The sequence below is a fragment of the Streptomyces sp. MBT65 genome, assembly GCF_016612545.1.
Taxonomy (GTDB): domain Bacteria; phylum Actinomycetota; class Actinomycetes; order Streptomycetales; family Streptomycetaceae; genus Streptomyces.
Map to the genome: position 1 here is coordinate 1 of NZ_JAENRY010000016.1, position 17,863 is coordinate 17,863.

Here is a 17,863-nt window from a genome sequence, read left to right on the forward strand (position 1 = left end):
CCCTGTGCTCGAACGGCACGGTGGGGCGGGCGGGGTCCGGGGCCTCCCAGGCGGGCATCCCGTGCTCGGGGACGACGTGCGTGGGCCGGAAGCCGGGGGTGGTCGTCATCGTGGCGCCCTATTTCCGCATCACTGCGGGTTCGTGCCGCCGCAGCAGCCGGGACACCAGGAAGCCGAACAGCAGCGACAGCACGACCAGCATGCCCATGTTGACCAGCCACACCCCGGCCGAATGCCGGAACATCGGATCGCCGGTCAGCTCGCCCGGCACGATCCGGGACAGCCCGATGGTGCCGGCCATCCCGCCGAGCGCCCAGCGCGAGGGCACCAGCCAGGAGAGCTGTTCCAGGCCGGGGACGCCGTGCAGTTTCAACAGGGCGCCGCAGAAGACCACTTGGACGATGGCGAGCAGCACGAGCAGCGGCATCGTCACCTCCTCCTTGCGCACCATCGCGGAGACCAGCAGCCCGAGCATCATCGCGGTGAAGGCCAACAGGGCGACGGCCACGGTGATTTCGATCAGCGGTGGCATCAACACCCCTTTCCCCCTCGGTGCGTTGAGGTCGACGCCGAACAGTCCGACCAGGGTGAGCACCACGGCCTGCGCCACGGTGATCGCGCCCAGGACGACGACCTTGGAGAGCAGATACGCCGATCTGGAGAGGCCTACGGCTCGCTCGCGCCGGTAGATCGCGCGTTCCTTGACGAGTTCGCGCACGGCGTTGGCCGCGCCGGTGAGGACTCCGCCGACGCACAGGATGAGCAGCGCGTTCATCGCGGTCTCCCGGGTCAGTTCGCTCCCGGCGAGCGCGCGGGCCATCGCGCCCATGACGAACGGCAGCGCGATCATGATGACGAGGAAGGTCCGGTCGGCGGCGAGAGCCGCGGTGTAGCGGCGGACCAGGGTGCCGAGCTGGGCACCACGGCTGCGGGGCCGGGGCGGCGGGGCGACGGCGACCGGTCCGGCGCCGAGCTGGTGGGGCTGCGCGGTGGAGTTCCGGATGTACTGACGCTGGAAGGGCGATTCCGCGAACTCCCTTGCCCAGTCCCGCTCCTGGTCCCGCTCGAAGGCCTCGAAGGCCTCCGGCCAGTGCTCGAACCCGAAGAAGGCGAGGGCGTCGTCGGGCGGCCCGTAGTAGGCGACCTTGCCGCCGGGCGCGAGCACCAGGAGCCGGTCGCACACGTCGAGGCTGAGGACGCTGTGGGTGACGACGATGACGGTCCGTCCGTCGTCGGCGAGGCCACGCAGCATGTGCATCACCGAGCGGTCCATGCCGGGGTCGAGGCCTGAGGTCGGCTCGTCCAGGAAGAGCAGCGAGGGCTTGGTCAGCAGTTCCAGGGCGACGCTGACCCGCTTGCGCTGGCCGCCGGAGAGGCTGTGCACGGGCTGCGCCGCACGTTGTTCCAGACCGAGTTCACGGATGACCTCGTCGACCCGGGCCTGCCGTTCGGCCTTGGCGGTGTCCTGCGGGAAGCGCAGTTCGGCGGCGTAGGACAGGGCGCTGTGCACGGTCAGTTGGGCGTGCAGGATGTCGTCCTGCGGGACCAGGCCGATGCGCTGGCGCAGTTCGGCGTAGTCGCGGTAGAGGTCGCGGCCGTCGTAGAGGACGGTGCCGCGGTCGGCGGGGCGCTGGCCGGTGAGCGCGTTGAGGAGGGTGGACTTGCCGGCGCCGCTGGGTCCGACGACGGCGAGCAGGCATTTCTCGCCGACCGGGAACGACACCTGGTCGAGGAGGACCTTCCGGCCGTGGTCGACGACGACGGTGAGGTCCTGTACGTCGAGGGAGACCTCGCCGGTGTCGACGTACTCCTGCAACTGGTCGCCGACGAGACAGAACGCGGAGTGCCCGATGCCGACGATGTCACCCGGCCCGATCGGGGCGCGGGCGACCGGCTGGCCGTTGAGGTAGGTGCCGTTGTGACTGCCGAGGTCGACGATCTCGTACGTCCCGTCGGGCATCGCTCGCAGCTCGGCGTGGCGGCGGGAGACGATCAGGTCGTCGACGACGAGGTCGTTGTCGGCGGCCCGGCCGATGCGGACCGTGCGGGTGGGCAGCGGTCGTACGGTGGTCGGCTGCCGGAAGGTGCCCGTGAAGGCGGGCATGGACACCGCGGAGGGGCGTTCCGGGGCGGGGGCCGGGCGGTCGGCCAGGGTGACGCACGGGCCGTCGGCCGCGCTGCCGAAGCGGATCACGCTGCCGGGGCCCACGCCCCACGCCTGGACGCGGCGGCCGTCGGCGTAGGTGCCGTTCGTGCTGTGCTCGTCCTCCAGCGTCCAGTGGTCGGCCTCGGGGCGCAGGACCGCGTGGTGCCAGGAGACCCGGGCGTCGTCGATGACGATGTCGCTCAGCGGATCGCGTCCTACGTGGTAGTCGCGGCTCGGGGTCATGACCGTGGAGCCCGACTCCGTCTCCAGGAGGAGTTCGGGCGCGGTCGGCACCTTCGGCCGCTCTGACATGCCTCGAATTCTACCGATTCGTCTCCTCGTGCGCCCGGCCAGCGGTCAGGGGTGGGCGAGGGACGACTTGTGTCAGGCGACGGGGACGACGAGTGCGGGAACGGTCCGCTGCATCCGGAGGGCGTCGACCGACTCGGCGAGCAGCTCGTACTCGGTGGTCTCGTCGCTGATGGCGATCTGCACCAGCCGCCCGGCCGCCAACTCGTAGGCGACCTGCTCCTGTTGACCGACGTCACGGGACCAGGTGCGTAACGCCTTGGGTACGTCGGGTGCCGTGTCCGCGACCGGTACCAGCGCACCCCGGGGGAAGCGCGGGTTCTCCGGTTGCGGGTCGAGCCGGTCGGCCATCCACACCGCGCGGTCCCGTAACCACCACAGCGCGAGTGCCAGGGTGGGAGCACGGTAGGTTCCCAGGGGCACCCCGACGCGCTGTCCGCCGCAGGTACCGTACGCGGTGACATGGCACAGGAATTCGTCGTGCACGATCACTCCCCCGTCGCGTGTCTCGAATGCCGGTCGGGCCTCGCTTTCCATGCGGCTCTGGCTGGCGGCTCGGGTGGCTCAGGTGGTGCGCACGATGGCGGATTCGCATCGTGAAGTGATGCCCTAGCAGACGAGTATGTTCACTCCCGAAACACTGTCACCACGACTTTTTAGCCACTCTCTTGGCATATTCACAGCCTCTATTGGCCGAAAAGCTTCGGCACCCTTTTGGGAGCCCCTTTTGCGGTGGTTTCCCGCCGTCATTACCCGAGGGGTAATCGACGCTTCGTACGGTCCCCGGCAGGGTGGAGGCACCGGGTCGGCAGCAATCGAGATCCGGATCCCGCCCCGCACGAACGACCTCACCGGAGGCTGATTCACCATGTCCGCGAACACCGACCGATACGAGAACGCCGTCGCCCGCTACTTCGAGGCCTGGAACGCGGACGGGCCGGAGGCGCTGGCGAAGGCGGTCGCCGCCGCCTGGTCCGTCGAGGGTACGTACACCGACCCGCTGGCGGCGGTCTCCGGGCACACGGAGATCGCCGGGCTGATCGCCGGGGCGCACGAGCAGTTCCCCGGCTTCGCCTTCCGCCCGCTCGGCGCCGTCGACGGGCACCACGACACCGCTCGCTTCGCCTGGGAATTGGTGAACGAGAGCGACGGCTCGGCGCCCGTCGCCGGTTTCGACGTGATCACGCTGGACGGGGACGGTCGTATCCGATCCGTGCTCGGTTTTCTCGACCGGGTGCCCGCCGGAATCTGAAGGGCTCGGAGGACGGCTCAACTCCTGGCCAGGGCTTCCTCGCGATATCGTCGCGGCGCCACCCCGACCGCCCGTTTGAAGGCATTGCTGAAGGCGCTCTCGGAGGTGTAGCCGACGGACCGGGCGAGCGTGCCGACCGGTGCGGTGTCCTGGCGGAGGGCCCGGGCCGCCAGGTTCATGCGCCAGTTCAGCAGATACGTCAGGGGCGGCACTCCGGCCGCCTCCTTGAACCGTACGGCGAACGTGGTGCGGGACATCGCGGCGGCCCGGGCCAGCTCCGCCAACTGCCAGGGGTGGGCCGGGTCGCCGTGCATCAGGCGCAGGGCGGGGGCGAGCCGGTCGTCGGCGAGGGCGCGCAGCCAGCCGGGCGGCAGCCCGTCCGCGTCGGTCAGACAGACCCGCAGCACCTGCACGAACATGAGCTGCGCGAGCTGGGCCGTGACGAACTCGACGCCGGCCCGGCGTGTGCGCATCTCGGCCGCCAACTGCCCGATGAGCCACCGCAGTACACCGGCCTCGGCCGAGTCGGCCCGCACGTGCACGAGCTCCGGCAGCGCCCGGCGCAGCAGGTCGCCGCGGTCGCGGCTGAGGTCGATGTGCCCGGACACGCAGGCCACGTCCACCGCGTCGCCCTGCCCGAGCCGCCCCATCCGGGTCTCCGGGTCCATGACGACGTCGTCGGAGTCGGTCGGCTCGACACCGGGCCGGCTGCACAGCGTGTACGGCTGCCCGCCGTCGGAGATCACGACGTCCCCCTCGGCGAGCCGCAGCGGCTCACCGCTGTCGTCCCGGACCAGCACACAGCCGCCCTGAACCACGGCGTTGACCTTCAGCCGGTCGCGTCCGCGCAGTTGGACGGCCCAGTCGCCGCCGGCCGTGAACCCGCCGGAGAACACACTGCGGGCGAGGGCGTCGGACAGGGGATCCACGGCCATGCTCGAACTATCACGCAAGTTATGCGGATTCTCAAGTATTCATCGTACGGATCCATCGACCTACGGTGGTCTCACCAGCTCAAGCTGACGAGGAGAGAGCAGACATGACCACCACCGCACAGCAGCCCCTGAACTCCGGCTTCGGCGCCGCGTCCACCGCCGAGGAGGTGATCAAGGGCATCGACCTGACCGGCAAGGTCGCGATCGTCACCGGCGGCTACTCCGGCATCGGCCTGGAGACGGCCCGGGTGCTGCACGCGGCCGGCGCACGGATCGTCGTACCCGCGAGGGACGTGGAGCGGGCCAGGACGGCGCTCGCGGTCCTCCCCGGAACCGAGGTCGAGCACCTGGACCTGCTGGACCCGGCGTCGATCGACACCTTCGCGGAGAAGTTCCTGGCCTCCGGGCGTCCGCTGCACCTGCTGGTGAACAACGCCGGGATCATGGCGACCCCGCTGGCGCGGGACGCTCGCGGCTACGAGTCGCAGTTCGCCGCCAACCACCTCGGCCACTTCCAGCTGACCACCCGCCTGTGGCCCGCGCTGGTCGCGGCGGGCGGCGCGCGGGTCGTCGTCCTGTCGTCGCGGGGCATCCGGTTCGCCGGCGTCGACTTCGACGACCTGAACTTCCAGCACCGGACCTACGAGCCTTTCCTCGCGTACGGCCAGTCGAAGACGGCCAACGCCCTGTTCGCCGTCGAGGTGGACCGGCGCGGCCGGGCCGAGGGCATCCGGGCGTTCGCGGTGCACCCGGGCCTGATCGTCGACACCGGCCTGGTCAAGCACCTCGACCCGGCAGCGCTCCAGGCCGCGGGCGCGCTCGACGCCGAGGGCAAGCCCATCCGTGACCCCGAGCGCCAGATGAAGACCGTGCAGCAGGGCGCGGCCACCAGCGTCTGGTGCGCGACCAGCCCGCAGCTCGACGGTCTCGGCGGGGTCTACTGCGAGAACGTCGACATCAGCCCGCTGCTCGCCCCCGAGGACGAGGCCGCCTGGGCCGGCGGGGACACCACCCCTGGGGTGCTGTCCCGCGCCGTGGACCCGGAGGCGGCGGCCCGTCTCTGGGAGGTCAGCGAGCGGCTCACTGCCTGACGGCCGTGAGGTGCCCTACGGCTTGATGATCGCGTCGATACGGGCCAGCTCGTCGGCGTCGAAGTCCAGGTTGCGGGTGGCCGCGACGCTGTCCTCGATCTGCTGCGGGCTGCTCGCGCCGACCAGGGCCGAGGTGACCCGGCCGCCGCGCAGCACCCAGGCGAGGGCGAGCTGGGCGAGGGTCTGACCGCGTCCCTTGGCGATGTCGTCGAGGGCGCGCAGCTGCCCCACCAGGTCCTCGGTGACGGCGTCGGAGTTCAGGAACGGGCTGTCGCTCGCCGCCCGCGAACCCTCCGGGATGCCGTCGAGGTAGCGGGCGCTGAGCAGCCCCTGCTCCAGCGGGGAGAAGACGATGGAACCGACCTGCAACTCGTCGAGGGCGTCGAGCAGACCCTCGTCCTCGGGGCGGCGGTCGAGCATCGAGTATCGCGGCTGGTGGATGAGGAGCGGGGTGCCCAGCTCGCCCAGGATGCGGGCGGCCTCCCGGGTCTGCTCCGCCGAGTAGTTGGAGATGCCGACGTAGAGCGCCTTGCCCTGCTGGACCGCCGAGTGCAGGGCGCCCATCGTCTCCTCCAGAGGAGTCTCCGGGTCGGGGCGGTGCGAGTAGAAGATGTCGACGTAGTCCAGGCCCATGCGCGTGAGGCTCTGGTCCAGCGAGGACAGCACGTACTTGCGCGAACCCCACTCGCCGTAGGGGCCGGGCCACATCAGATAGCCGGCCTTGGTGGAGATCACCAGTTCGTCGCGGTACGACCCGAAGTCCGCCTTCAGCGCCTCGCCGAGGGCGGACTCGGCGGCGCCGGGCGGCGGGCCGTAGTTGTTCGCGAGGTCGAAGTGGGTGACGCCGAGGTCGAAGGCGCGGCGCAGGATGGCGCGCTGGGTGTCGACCGGGCGGTCGGGCCCGAAGTTGTGCCACAGGCCGAGCGAGATCGCGGGGAGTTTCAGACCGCTGCGGCCGGTGCGCCGGTAGGGCAGGTCCGCGTAGCGGTCGGGGTGTGCGGTGTACAACGCGACTCCAGAGGGGTTGGCACACGGGATACCGGTTCCAGGGAACCGTCGCCCACTCTGTCCGACCTGCGGGCAGTGGTCCAACAGAAGAATCCGATGGAATTCAGCGGTTACGCTTCTCAATCATGGAGCTGCGTCATCTTCAGCATTTCATCGCCGTCGCCGAGGACCACCACTTCACCCGGGCGGCCGAGCGGTTGATGGTCTCCCAGTCCGGTCTTTCGGCCTCGATCCGCGCCTTGGAGCGGGAGTTGCAGACCCCGCTGTTCGTGCGCACCACCCGCCGGGTCACGCTCACCGAGGCCGGCCGGGCGCTGCTCGGCGAGGCTGAGCGCATTCTGGCGCAGGTGCGGTCGGCGCACGAGGCGGTGGCCGCGGTGCAGGGCGTGCTGCGCGGCACGCTCGCGCTGGGCACCGAGCAGTGCATCGCCGGGGTGCATGTGGCGGGACTGCTCGCCACGTTCCGGCGCCGGCACCCGGATGTGGAGATCCGGCTGCGGCAGGCGGGTTCCGGGGCGCTGGCTGAGGAGGTCGCGGCCGGACGGCTCGACCTGGCCTTCGCCTACCGCACCCAGGCGGACACCGACCAGTTGCGCTCGGTGTCGATCACCAGTGAGCCGATGACCGTGCTGTGCCATCCCAGCCACCGGCTCGCGCGGACCGGTGCGGCGGTGACTCCGGACGACCTCGGCGGCGAGGTCTTCGTCGACTTCCACCCGGACTGGGCCTCGCGCCGCACCACCGACGCCGTCTTCGCCGCGGCGGGCGTACGCCGGACCGTCGCACTGGAGGTCAACGACGTGCACAGCCTCCTCGACCTGGTCGACGAGAACCTCGGTGTCGCGGTGGTCCCCCAGCACTTCCGGCACAAGCGCGAGTCCCTCACCGCGCTCCCCCTCAAGGGGACCGGTGAGGAGGTCTACGAGACGGTGGCCCTGCTGCCGCCCCCGCAGGCCACCAGTCCGGCGGCAAGGGCGCTCATGACCCTCCTGGAAACCGGGACTCCGGCCGCATGAGCGAGGGCGATGCGCGAAGGTGGTCGTATGCATGCCAACGACATCCTCATTGACGCGTTCGGCCGCGTCCAGGAAGAAGTCCATGCCGCCCTCGACGGCCTGACCCCGGACCAACTGCACGCGCGCGTGGCCGCCGACGCCAACTCCATCGCCTGGCTGGTCTGGCACCTCACCCGTATCCAGGACGACCATGTCGCCGACGCCTCCGGCCTCGACCAGGTGTGGCTCACCCAGGGCTGGGAGAAGCGCTTCGGACTCGATCTGCCGCCCCGGGACCACGGATACGGTCACACCTCCGAGCAGGTCGGCAAGGTGCGCGTCGAGTCGGCCGGGCAGCTGACCGGGTACTACGACGCCGTGCACGACCAGACGCTCGCGTATCTGCGCGGGCTGGTCCCCGAGGACTACGAGCGGATCGTGGACGAGCGCTGGGACCCGCCGGTCAGTCTGGGCGTACGGCTGGTCAGCGTCCTGTCCGACGACCTGGAGCACGTCGGACAGGCCCAGTACGTGCGGGGGCTGCTTCAGAGCGCGGAGGCGTAACCCGGCAGGACGACGTCCTCGATGAGGGCCTTGCGCTCGTCGTACGGGATGAACGCGCTCTTGAGGGCGTTCACCGTGACCGTGCGCAGGTCCTCGACCGTCCAGCCCGCCTCCTCGACCAGGAGGGACATCTCGCGCGTCATCGTCGTACCGGAGACCAGTCGGTTGTCGGTGTTGAGGGTGACGCGGAAGCCGAGGTCCTTCAGGGCGGTGATCGGGTGCTCGGCGATCGAAGTGGCCGCGCCCGTCTGGAGGTTGGAGGTCGGGCACATCTCCAGGGCGATCCGGCGGTCCCGGACCCAGCCCGCGAGGCGGCCGAGCTTGCCGTCGACGATGTCCTCGGTGATGCGGACGCCGTGCCCGATGCGCTGGGCGCCGCACACCTGGAGCGCCTGGTGGATGCTGGGCAGGCCGTGCGCCTCGCCGGCGTGGATGGTGAACGGGACGCTCTCGCGGCGCAGGTGCTCGAAGGCGGCGAGGTGGTCGGCGGGCGGGAAGCCGTCCTCGGCACCGGCGATGTCGAAGCCGACGACACCCGCGTCCCGGAAGGCCACCGCGAGGTCGGCGGCCTCGCCGACCCGGTCGAACATCCGCATCCCGCACAGCAGCGTCCGCACCTGGACCGGCGTCCCCGCCGCCGCGGCCTTGGCCATACCGGCCGCGAGCCCCTCCTGCACGGTCTCGACGACCTCGCTCATCGTGAGGTCGCCGTCGGTGTTCAGCTCGGGGGCGTAACGCACCTCTCCGTAGACGACTCCGTCGGCGGCCAGGTCGAGGACGTACTCCTCGGCGGCACGCAGCAGGCCCTCGCGGTTCTGCAGCACGGCGAGGGTGTGCTCGAAGGTGGCGATGTAGCGCACCAGGTCACCGGAGTTGGCGGCGTCGAAGTACCAGGCGGCCAGTTCGTCCGGGTCGGTGGTGGGCAGGGTGTGCCCGACCGCTTCCGCGAGTTCCACCACGGTGGCGGGGCGCAGGCCGCCGTCGAGGTGGTCGTGCAGCACGGCCTTGGGGAGCCGGCGGAGAGCGTCGATGTCTATGCGCGTAGATGACATGTGCGGTCGTTCCTCGGTCGTCGTTCGGTGAGCGGAGTGGGGCGGCCCGGGCGAGGCGGGCACTACGGGAGATCAGCCGGCGGGCTGGAGCAGGTCCCAGCAGTTGCCGTACAGGTCCTGGAAGACGGCGACGGAACCGTACGGCTCGTGGCGCGGCTCCTCCAGGAAGGTCACGCCCGCCGCGAGCATGCGGGCGTGGTCGCGGGCGAAGTCGTCGGTGTGCAGGAAGAACCCGACCCGGCCGCCGGTCTGGTCACCGACCCGGCCGCGCTGGTCCTCGCCCTTGGCGCGGGCGAGCAGCAGTCCGGCAGCGGAGCCGTCCGCACCGGGAGGCGCGACGACGACCCAGCGGGAACCGTCGGGACGGGCCGCGTCCTCGACGAGCCGGAAGCCGAGGGCTTCGGTGTAGAAGCGGATCGCCTCGTCGTAGTCGTCGACGACGAGGGTGACCAGGGCGATACGGCTCATCGGGGGCTTCTCCGTGCGGGTTCCGGTCGAGGGGATTGACGGGTGAGGTTATACGTAAAACTAGCCGTGCGCCAGTCGCATTCACGAGCCCCGCACACACGACCCGCCGGGTCCCCGGACTCCCCCGCGCGGACCGTCACCCCTCACCGGACTCGAGCAGGTCACGCAGCACCCGCTCGTCGTCAGGGCTGAGCTGGGCGACGAATCGGGCGAGTACCGTCTCCCGGTCGCCGTCCCGGTCGAGTTCCGTGTGCATACGGCGGGCCGTGAGCCCCTGCGCGTCCTGCACCGGGAAGTAGGCGTAGCCGCGGCCCTGACGCCGGCGCTGCACGACGCCCTTGTCGTGCAGCCGGGTCAGGATCGTCGTCACCGTGGTGCGGGCCAGGCCCGCACTGAGGCTCAGCTGCACCTCCCCGGGGGTCTGCGGATCGCCGGCGGCCCAGAGGGCGGCCATGACGGTGGCCTCCAGCTCACCCGCCGGCCGGCGTTCGTCCTTCGCGTCGGACATGGGAACGATCCTCACCCCGTCTTCGTCTATATTTCAGTAGACCGTCTACAGAATTGTAGTCACTCGGGTGCTGTCTCGTCACCGCGCCCGTGTGCCCGTCTCCGCCCGCCCATTATGAAAGAACCGTCGCCGATGGCTGCTGCGGAAGGTGGCCGCCGGACGGATGGTCCGTACCGGACAGCCGACGGAGGGGCCGGAGCACCCGCGGACGCGGTCGTGACAGGCAGGAGATCGCGTCGGGACCCGCCCCGGGGACGCCCCGTCCCGCACCGCCGTACAGGAGTTGAGCGCCATGTCCTCCGAGCTGTCGAAGTCGACCGGAGCCCCGGCCCGTCAGGACGTCACCTTCCCCAGTGCCGGGGCACCGCCCACGGCTATCTCGCGCTGCCGCCGTCCGGGAGCGGTCCGGGTGTGATCGTCATCCAGGAGTGGTGGGGCCTGACCGACCACATCGCCGACGTGGCCGACCGGCTCGCCCAGGAGGGCTTCGTCGCCTTCGCCCCCGACCTCTACGGCGGGAACGTGGCGCACGAGAGCGACGAGGCGCTGCGCATGATGCTGGCCCTCCCGGTCGCCCGCGGAGTCGAGCTGCTCTCCGGCGCGGTCGACCACCTCCTCTCCCTGCCCGAGGTCACCTCGGACAGGGTCGGCGCGGTCGGCTTATGCATGGGCGGCGGCTTCGCCCTGTACCTCGCCGCGGCCGACCCGCGGGTGAGCGCGGCGGTGCCGTTCTACGGCGTGATCCAGGGTGAACTGCCGGACTACTCCGGCCTGAAGGCACAGATCCTCCGCCACTACTGCGAGTTGGACGAGAGCATCCCGGGCGCGGGGCTCGACGCGCCGCGCGAGCACATCCAGGAGCAGTCCGGCATCACCGCGGACCTGCGCCTCCACCCGGCGAACCACGCCTTCTTCAACGACGGCCGCCCGGTGTACGGCGCCAACTCCGCCACCCGCGCCTGGGGGAGCACGGTGCCGTTCCTGCACGAGCAACTGGGCTGACGCTCCGCCGTCCTCGGGCCGGAGTCCTACGACCCTGGCCCGAGGTGTCGGAGGGGCGGCGCCGGTACCGTCCCGGCCATGAAGATCACCGTGCCGCCCCGCGGCCCCGAAGAGCGCCGGCGTGACGTACTGGCAAGGCTGGAGCGGGAGTCGGACATCTGGGTGGCCTCGGCGGACCCCGACGGGCTGCCCTGTCTGGTCCCGCTGTGGTTCGTCTGGGACGGGGAGTGCATCTGGCTGTCCACCCGGCCCACGAACCCCACGGGCCGCAATCTCGGCACCGGGCGGCGGACCCGGCTCGCCTTCGCCGACACCCGGGACGTCGTGCTGATCGACGGCGAGACGACCGCCTTCACCGACCGGGACGTCCCGGCTGCCGCGGCCGGGTCCTTCCGCGCGAAGTACGGCTGGGATCCCCGCGAGGACCGCGCGCCCTACTCCTTCTTCCGCGTACGGCCGCTGGCCGTCCAGGCCTGGCACGAGCAACGCGAGCTGCCCCAACGCCATCTGATGCGGGACGGCACCTGGCTGGTGTGAGCCCCGCCCTCGCTCAACCCGCCTGCCGGTGCAGCTCGTTGAGCCGGGACAGTTCGTCCTCCGTGAGCCGGATCGCGCCCGTGGCCACGTTCTCGGCGAGGTGGTCGGGGTTGCCCGTGCCGGGGATGGCGAGGACGTGCGGGCCCTGGGCGAGGGACCAGGCGAGCCGGAGCTGGGCGGGGCTGACCCCATGGGCGTCCGCGATGGCCAGCACCTCCTCGTCGTGGGCGGTGGTGGCGCCCTGCGGCCCCGCCGCTCCCGCGATGGCGAAGAACGGGACGAAGGCGATGCCCTGTTCCCCGCAGATCCGCAGCATGTCGTCGGTCTCGGGGCTGGACGAGTCGAGCCCGAAGCGATTCTGCACACTCACCACCGGCGCGATCTCCTGCGCCTCGGCCAGATGTCTCGGCTCGACGTCGGAGATCGCGAGGTGCCGGACCAGCCCCTCCTCCTGGAGTTCGGCGAGCGCGCCGAAGTGCTCGGCGATCGAGTCCTGCCGCATCCGGCGCAGATAGACCACGTCGAGATGGTCGCGCCCGAGCTGGCGCAGGTTCTCCTCGACATGGCCCCGCAGGTCGTCGGGGCGGGCCGAACTGCCCCACTCCCCCGAGTAGTTGCGGAAGGGGCCGACCTTGGTGGCGATCACGAGGTCGTCCGCGTAGGGGACGAGCGCGGAGTTGATGAGTTCGTTGGCCGACCGCAGGGACGAGAAGTAGAACGCGGCCGTGTCGATGTGGTTCACACCGAGCTCGATCGCCCTGCGCAGCACGGCGATCGACCGCTCGCGGTCGCTCGGCGTCCCGAGGTGGAAGGCTGCGCTGCCCGTCAGCCGCATCGCACCGAAGCCGATGCGGTTGACGGTCAGGTCGCCGAGTTTCCAGGTGCCCGCGGCGGCCGCGGTGATCTTCTCCGAAGTCATCAGCGGAGTTTCGCACACACTCACGGCACGGCCGCGCGCACTTTACGGATACGTGTAGCTGTTCAGGGAGTTGACGGCGGAGGCCGGGTCACCGAGGTCATAGCGGTCCACGGCAAGGAAGTTGGGCTTCTTGCGGGCGGCCGGCTGGCAGAACCGCTGGGCCCGGTCGAGGACCTTCGTGTTGTCGGTCTGCGCCGTCCCGGCGATCGTGGCGTCACGGAAGTGGTTCATGACGAACAGCGGGCGGAACCCCGCATACGTCTGGGTCAGCGGGACGTTGAGGTCGCTGCCGTACCAGCGGCTGTAGCAGGACCAGTCGGAGGTGCCGGCGCCGGAGCCCATGGACCAGTAGTTCTCGACGGTCCACTCGCGCTGGTACATCACGCCGAAGCTGTCCCGGGTCAGTCCGGCGGACTCGTCGGAGGCCCGGCTGTGGTCGGTGAAGATCAGCAGACGCTGGTTCGCGGCGATCAGGTCGGCCATCTTCGGCCAGCCGTTCTGCTTCACACCGGTCCGGTCGGGGCGGTACAGCACGTCGTACAGGCCGTTGACACGGGCGAGTTCGCTGCGCAGGACGCCCGGGTCGACGTAGTCCTCCAGGAAGACGGTGACGAACTGGTCGGGGTGCGCCTTGAGGAAGTCGACCATGCGCTGGAGGTCGACGTTCAGGGCGACGGGCTTGCCGACCAGGGTGCAGCTGTCGTGGCAGAGGATCGCGCCGTCGGAGGTCTGGTGGAGGTCCAGCATGAACCCCCGTACACCGTCGGAGAGTTGCTGGTTGATGCCCCGGGACTGGTTCGGGAAGAAGTTCACGAAGGGCGGGGCGAAACCGCCGTCGACCCCGTTGGCGTAGGCGTTGTGCGCGGTGAGGAACGTGACCTGGTCCAGGGTGCGTTGGTCCTGGGCGGGGATCGGCCTGGTGGGTGAGGTGATCGGCGTGAGGTACCACGTAGCAAGGCCGCCGGAGGAGCCGATGGCCAACTGGGCCGGGTAGTTGGCGCCGGAGGGCTTGGCACCCACGGTCAAGTAGGTGCCCGTTCCCGGGACTTGGAGCGTGTACTGGTCGCCGCCGATCGGCGTGATCTGCCAGGCCGCGTCGCCGCTCGTGCAGGCGACCGTCTTCGCTTGGCCGCCCGAGCGGCCGAGGCAGCTGCCGGCCGTGTCGGTGTTCTCCAGGACGTAGGAGGATCCGCTCGCCTTGAGGTTCCACTGCTGGTGGTCCTCGTTGCCCTTGGGGTTGTGCTGCTCCACCGCTCCCCCCTTGTCGGCCGCGTTGAGCCCGGTCGTGGCGCTCTGGACGTAGTAGGTGCCCGGAGCGGGGACCGCGTCGGCGGCTCCGGCCGGTGGAGCGACGATCGCCGCCGACAGCGCGGCGGCGACGGCGAGCAGGGCGTGGGGGGTTCGCATGGGTGCCCTTCGGTTCGAGTGTGGTCAGGCTCATGACACCGGAAAGGTGATCGGGCCACACCCAAGCGCCTCTGGTCTGAACCAGTCAAGAGGCGTGACCCGTCGGCGGGGTGAACGGCGAAGGACGGGCCCCGGTCAGCGTGATTTCCTCAACTCCCGCCAGGCCAAATGGTGATCGAGGAGGGTCTCCTCCAACGGCCGGTAGTCGATGCCCAGTTCCTTCACACCGCGCCGGTTGTCGACCGGGAAGCTGATCCCGAGGTGCTTGCGGATGTAGTCCTGGGTGAGCCCGAACGCCGGGCCCAGGACGCGCACCGGCCAGTGCGGGAGTCCGTGCCGGGGCAGCCGGTAATCGCGCGGGAGGCGCTCCCGCAGGGCACGTGACATGTCGAGGAAGGACGCCATCCGGGCGGCCGCGACGATGTAACGGCCGTGCGCGTCGGGGTTCTCCGCCGCCGCGATGTGCGCGTACGCGACGTCCCGCACATCGGCGACGGTGAAGCTGAAGTCGGGCGCCCCGTAGAAGAAGTAGCCCTTGAAGAGCTCGTCGAGGAGGAACAGGCTGCCGGAGTCGGAGGCCGGGGTCAGTGAAGGGCCCAGGATCAGGCCTGGGTTGACGGCGACCATGCGCCAGCGGTTCTGCGCCTGCGCGGCGTCCCACGCGGCGCGTTCGGCGACCGTCTTGGCGTAGTGGTAGGGGTTGTTCTCGACCGTGCTGGTGGTGTTGAAGTAGTCCTCGGAGAGGGTCCCGTCCCTCATCTCCCGTACGTCGACGTAGTCGCCGAAGATCGCGCCGACCGTCGAGGTGAACACCAACTTCTCGACGGTGGGCGTGCGTTCGACGCCGGCGAGGACGTTCCGGGTGCCGGTGAGCGCGGGCTCGACGACGTCCCGCTGGCCGTCCTTGATCCTCTCCGGCATCAGGAACGGCGAGGCCACGTGGAACACGACCCGGCAGCCGTCCATCCCCGCGTCGAAGGAGCCGGCCGCCAGCAGATCGGCCTCGAACAGCTCCAGTGCGCCCGGGAATTGGGCCTGCATGGCCCGCAGCGGCGCGACCTTCGCCGCGTTGCCGAGGGACCGCACGGTGGTGTGCACCCGGTAGCCGCGCTCCAGCAACTGCCGCACCAGATGGCTGCCGACGAACCCGCTGCCGCCCGTGACCAACACCGTCTCGCCGCCGACACTCATCCCTGGCTCCGATCACCCGTGGCATCCAGCGCGCACGCTACAACGGTGATCGGTCCCGGGTCAGCGCTTCGGCCGCCACGACCCTCAACTCGCCTCTCCTGTATAGGCGGCCGTCGTCCGGTCGGCCGCCTCGCGGGCCCGCGAATCGTCCTCGCCGCTCGCCACGTTCGCCGCGAACCATGCCTCACTGCTCGCCGTGACGAAGCGGCGGCCCTCCTCGGAGGCCAGCCAGGCCATGGCGTCCTCGGGCTTCACGGGACTCGTGCCCGACAGATTGCCGTCGAGCCCCAGGAGGATCGAGTCCCAGCCGACGCCCACCGCGCCGGGCCCGAACTCGGCCCACTTCGTGTCGTCGACGTGGGCGATGTGCTCCAACTCGAAGCGCGTCCCGTCGCCCTCGGGCGTCAACCGCAGCTCGATCCAACTGACTTCACCGCCGTACTCCCAGGTCGCGAAGAAGCCGTTGGGCGGATCGCAGCGCTCCACGGTGCCGCCCGCGTTGCCTTGCAGCTGGTACTTCCCGCCCGGTCGCAGTTCACCGGTGACCGGCAGGAACCAGCGCGGGATGCGCTCGGGGTTGGTGCAGGCGTCCCAGACGTCGGCGACGGGTGAGTCGTAGGTCTGGCCGATGGTGATCACTCGGGCCTCGCCGGCCTGGAATGCGCGGCGGCCGACCCTGCGGGTCACGGCGTTGATCTGATGGGTCACGTCGATCATGGGGTGCTCCTTGACTCGTCGGGGGTGTCGTCGTCCGCCTCACGAAGTCGGCGTTCACGCTTGCCCCGGGCCAACTCGGTTGCCAGGGCGTCCAGATGCGGAGTCCAGAAGCGACGGAACCGGTCGAGCCAGGCGTCGATGTCCCGCAGCGGCTCGGGGTCGACCGCGTACAGCCGGCGGGCACCCTCCGGCCGTACCGTCGCGAAACCGCTCTCCCGCAGCACCTTCAGATGCTGGGAGACCGCGGGCTGCGTGATCCCGAACTCCCGTCGGACGACCTCGCTGACCGTGCCGGCGGGCTGCTCGCCCTCGGCGAGCAGCTCCAGGATGCGGCGGCGCACAGGGTCTCCGAGCACATCGAAAGCGTGCATACGACCCAACATATCACCGGTCACTTATATAAGCGACCAGTGATACATGACGGCGACGGTCAGGCGAGCGGCTTCTCCAGCAGTGCCTTGCGGTGGCTGAACGTCTCGATCGAGTAGCGGCCGTGGTAGTTGCCCATGCCGCTCTCGCCGACGCCGCCGAAGGGCAGGTCGGAGACGGTGAGGTGGGCGAGCGGGAGGCCGTAGCCGACGGCGCCGGAGGAGGTCTCGGCGGCGATCCGGGCGCGGGTGTCGTCCGAGTCCGTGAAGACGTACAGGGCGAGGGGCTTGTCGCGGTCGTTGATGAAGTCGATGGCCGCGTCGAGGCCGGGGACGGTGACGATCGGCAGGATCGGGCCGAAGATCTCCTCCGCCATGACGGGCGCCTTCGGGTCCACGTCGGCGAGCACGGTCGGCGCGATGTACTTGTCCGCCCGGTCGCTGCGTCCGCCGACGACGACCCGGCCGGAGTCGAGCAGCCCGGAGAGCCGGTCGAAGTGGCGTTCGTTGACGATCCGGCCGTACTCGCCGGAGGTCTGCGGGTCGGCGCCGTAGACCTTCTCGACGGCGCTCGCCAGCAGGGGTTCGAGCGCGGCGGCGGTCTCCGGGTCGGTCAGCACATAGTCGGGGGCCACACAGGTCTGGCCGGCGTTGAGGAACTTGCCGCGCGCCAACCGGTCGGCCACGACGGCGAGATCGGCGTCGCTGTCGACGAACGCCGGTGATTTGCCGCCGAGTTCGAGGGCGACCGGGGTCAAGTGCTCGGCGGCGGCGCGCAGGACGATACGGCCGACGGCGCCGTTGCCGGTGTAGAAGATGTGGTCGAAGTGCTCGGCGAGCAGGGCCGTGGTCTCCGGGACGGCACCCTCGACGACGGCGACCGCGTCGGTGTCGAGGTACTCGGGCAGCAGCCGGGCGATGGCGGCGGAGGTGGCCGGGGCCAGCTCGCTGGGCTTGAGGACCACCGCGTTGCCCGAGGCCAGCGCGCCGACGACCGGGGTGAGCAGGAGCTGTACCGGATAGTTCCAGGGGGCGATCACGAGGACGACGCCGAGCGGGTCGTATTGCGTCCAGGCGGTCGCGTCCGTGCCGAGATGGGCCGGTACGGGGGCGGACTCGGGGCGCAGCCACGCGTCGAGGTGGTCGAGGGTGTGGTCGATCTCGCGGATCGTGAAGCCGATGTCGGTGCGCTGGGACTCGGCCGCGCTCTTGCCGAGGTCGGCGTGGAGGGCGGCGGCGAGGTCGTCGCCGTGCTCCGTGAGCAGGTCGCGCAGCCGGCGCAGCTGCGTGGTGCGCCACTCGACGGGCTTGGTGCGGCCGGTGCGGAAGGTGGCGCGCAGCCGGGCCACGATGTCGGCGGGCTGCTCGGGACTGGACTGGTTCACGGTGCCTCG

General features: G+C 70.5%; 17 protein-coding genes and 2 pseudogenes. 6 read left to right on the forward strand and 13 right to left on the reverse strand.

Annotated features, from left to right (window positions below; translation table 11 throughout):
- Window positions 1–118: 118 nt before the first annotated feature.
- Window positions 119–2,458 carry an FHA domain-containing protein gene (locus tag JHN63_RS06085; protein WP_200677700.1) on the reverse strand — a complete coding sequence of 780 codons (2,340 nt, stop codon included), beginning with the start codon at window positions 2,456–2,458 and terminating at the stop codon, window positions 119–121.
- A gap of 72 nt (window positions 2,459–2,530) precedes the next feature.
- Window positions 2,531–2,941: a hypothetical protein gene (locus tag JHN63_RS06090; protein ID WP_200677701.1), complete on the reverse strand. Its 411-nt coding sequence runs from the start codon at window positions 2,939–2,941 to the stop codon at window positions 2,531–2,533.
- Window positions 2,942–3,323: 382 nt separating this feature from the next.
- Here JHN63_RS06090 and JHN63_RS06095 point away from each other — a divergent pair, with 382 nt between their 5' ends.
- Entirely contained in the window at window positions 3,324–3,707 is a 384-nt protein-coding gene (locus JHN63_RS06095; RefSeq protein WP_200677702.1) for a nuclear transport factor 2 family protein, read from the forward strand.
- Between the two features lie 17 nt (window positions 3,708–3,724).
- Here the strand turns inward: JHN63_RS06095 and JHN63_RS06100 are convergent, their stop codons facing one another.
- Window positions 3,725–4,642 (reverse strand): AraC family transcriptional regulator, encoded by a 918-nt coding sequence (locus JHN63_RS06100; protein WP_200677703.1) that lies wholly within the window; start codon window positions 4,640–4,642, stop codon window positions 3,725–3,727.
- Window positions 4,643–4,746: 104 nt separating this feature from the next.
- Between JHN63_RS06100 and JHN63_RS06105 the strand changes: the two genes are divergently transcribed.
- The gene (locus JHN63_RS06105) at window positions 4,747–5,733 is read left to right on the forward strand and encodes an oxidoreductase (RefSeq protein WP_200677705.1); all 987 of its coding nucleotides are present in this window, start codon (window positions 4,747–4,749) and stop codon (window positions 5,731–5,733) included.
- 15 nt (window positions 5,734–5,748) lie between these two features.
- On the opposite strand, the gene mgrA is transcribed toward JHN63_RS06105, so the two are convergent.
- Complete coding sequence (gene mgrA, locus JHN63_RS06110) at window positions 5,749–6,741, reverse strand: L-glyceraldehyde 3-phosphate reductase (protein WP_200677707.1); 993 nt, start codon at window positions 6,739–6,741, stop codon at window positions 5,749–5,751.
- A 125-nt stretch (window positions 6,742–6,866) separates the two neighbouring features.
- Here mgrA and JHN63_RS06115 point away from each other — a divergent pair, with 125 nt between their 5' ends.
- Window positions 6,867–7,757 (forward strand): LysR substrate-binding domain-containing protein, encoded by an 891-nt coding sequence (locus tag JHN63_RS06115; protein WP_200677709.1) that lies wholly within the window; start codon window positions 6,867–6,869, stop codon window positions 7,755–7,757.
- 27 nt (window positions 7,758–7,784) lie between these two features.
- Window positions 7,785–8,300: a DUF664 domain-containing protein gene (locus JHN63_RS06120; RefSeq protein ID WP_200677711.1), complete on the forward strand. Its 516-nt coding sequence runs from the start codon at window positions 7,785–7,787 to the stop codon at window positions 8,298–8,300.
- Here the strand turns inward: JHN63_RS06120 and JHN63_RS06125 are convergent.
- From JHN63_RS06125 to JHN63_RS06135, 3 genes are all read right to left on the reverse strand, one after another.
- Window positions 8,282–9,352, reverse strand: coding sequence for an adenosine deaminase (locus JHN63_RS06125; protein WP_200677713.1), 1,071 nt, complete (start codon window positions 9,350–9,352; stop codon window positions 8,282–8,284). The genes JHN63_RS06120 and JHN63_RS06125 overlap by 19 nt on opposite strands.
- Before the next feature lie 72 nt (window positions 9,353–9,424).
- Window positions 9,425–9,820, reverse strand: a complete 396-nt coding sequence (locus tag JHN63_RS06130) for a VOC family protein (RefSeq protein WP_200677715.1) — start codon at window positions 9,818–9,820, stop codon at window positions 9,425–9,427.
- 136 nt (window positions 9,821–9,956) lie between these two features.
- A complete protein-coding gene (locus tag JHN63_RS06135; protein ID WP_200677717.1) occupies window positions 9,957–10,328 on the reverse strand; it encodes a BlaI/MecI/CopY family transcriptional regulator in 372 nt (123 codons plus the stop codon).
- A 292-nt stretch (window positions 10,329–10,620) separates the two neighbouring features.
- On the opposite strand from JHN63_RS06135, the pseudogene JHN63_RS06140 reads away from it, so the two are divergent.
- Window positions 10,621–11,330, forward strand: a pseudogene (locus JHN63_RS06140) (dienelactone hydrolase family protein).
- A 78-nt stretch (window positions 11,331–11,408) separates the two neighbouring features.
- Window positions 11,409–11,867, forward strand: coding sequence for a pyridoxamine 5'-phosphate oxidase family protein (locus JHN63_RS06145; protein ID WP_200677719.1), 459 nt, complete (start codon window positions 11,409–11,411; stop codon window positions 11,865–11,867).
- A gap of 13 nt (window positions 11,868–11,880) precedes the next feature.
- Here the strand turns inward: JHN63_RS06145 and JHN63_RS06150 are convergent, their stop codons facing one another.
- The 6 genes and pseudogenes from JHN63_RS06150 to JHN63_RS06175 form a co-directional block, all read right to left on the reverse strand.
- On the reverse strand, window positions 11,881–12,786 hold the full coding sequence (locus JHN63_RS06150; RefSeq protein ID WP_200677721.1) for an aldo/keto reductase: 906 nt from the start codon (window positions 12,784–12,786) through the stop codon (window positions 11,881–11,883).
- A 42-nt stretch (window positions 12,787–12,828) separates the two neighbouring features.
- Window positions 12,829–14,193, reverse strand: coding sequence for an RICIN domain-containing protein (locus JHN63_RS06155; RefSeq protein WP_200677723.1), 1,365 nt, complete (start codon window positions 14,191–14,193; stop codon window positions 12,829–12,831).
- Window positions 14,194–14,328: 135 nt separating this feature from the next.
- Window positions 14,329–15,384, reverse strand: a complete 1,056-nt coding sequence (locus JHN63_RS06160) for an NAD-dependent epimerase/dehydratase family protein (protein ID WP_200677725.1) — start codon at window positions 15,382–15,384, stop codon at window positions 14,329–14,331.
- A gap of 84 nt (window positions 15,385–15,468) precedes the next feature.
- Complete coding sequence (locus tag JHN63_RS06165) at window positions 15,469–16,101, reverse strand: SRPBCC family protein (protein WP_200677727.1); 633 nt, start codon at window positions 16,099–16,101, stop codon at window positions 15,469–15,471.
- The gene (locus JHN63_RS06170; protein WP_200677729.1) at window positions 16,098–16,472 is read right to left on the reverse strand and encodes a helix-turn-helix transcriptional regulator; all 375 of its coding nucleotides are present in this window, start codon (window positions 16,470–16,472) and stop codon (window positions 16,098–16,100) included. The genes JHN63_RS06165 and JHN63_RS06170 overlap by 4 nt, the downstream gene beginning before the upstream one ends.
- A gap of 59 nt (window positions 16,473–16,531) precedes the next feature.
- Window positions 16,532–17,863: pseudogene (locus JHN63_RS06175) on the reverse strand (aldehyde dehydrogenase family protein); the annotation flags it as partial.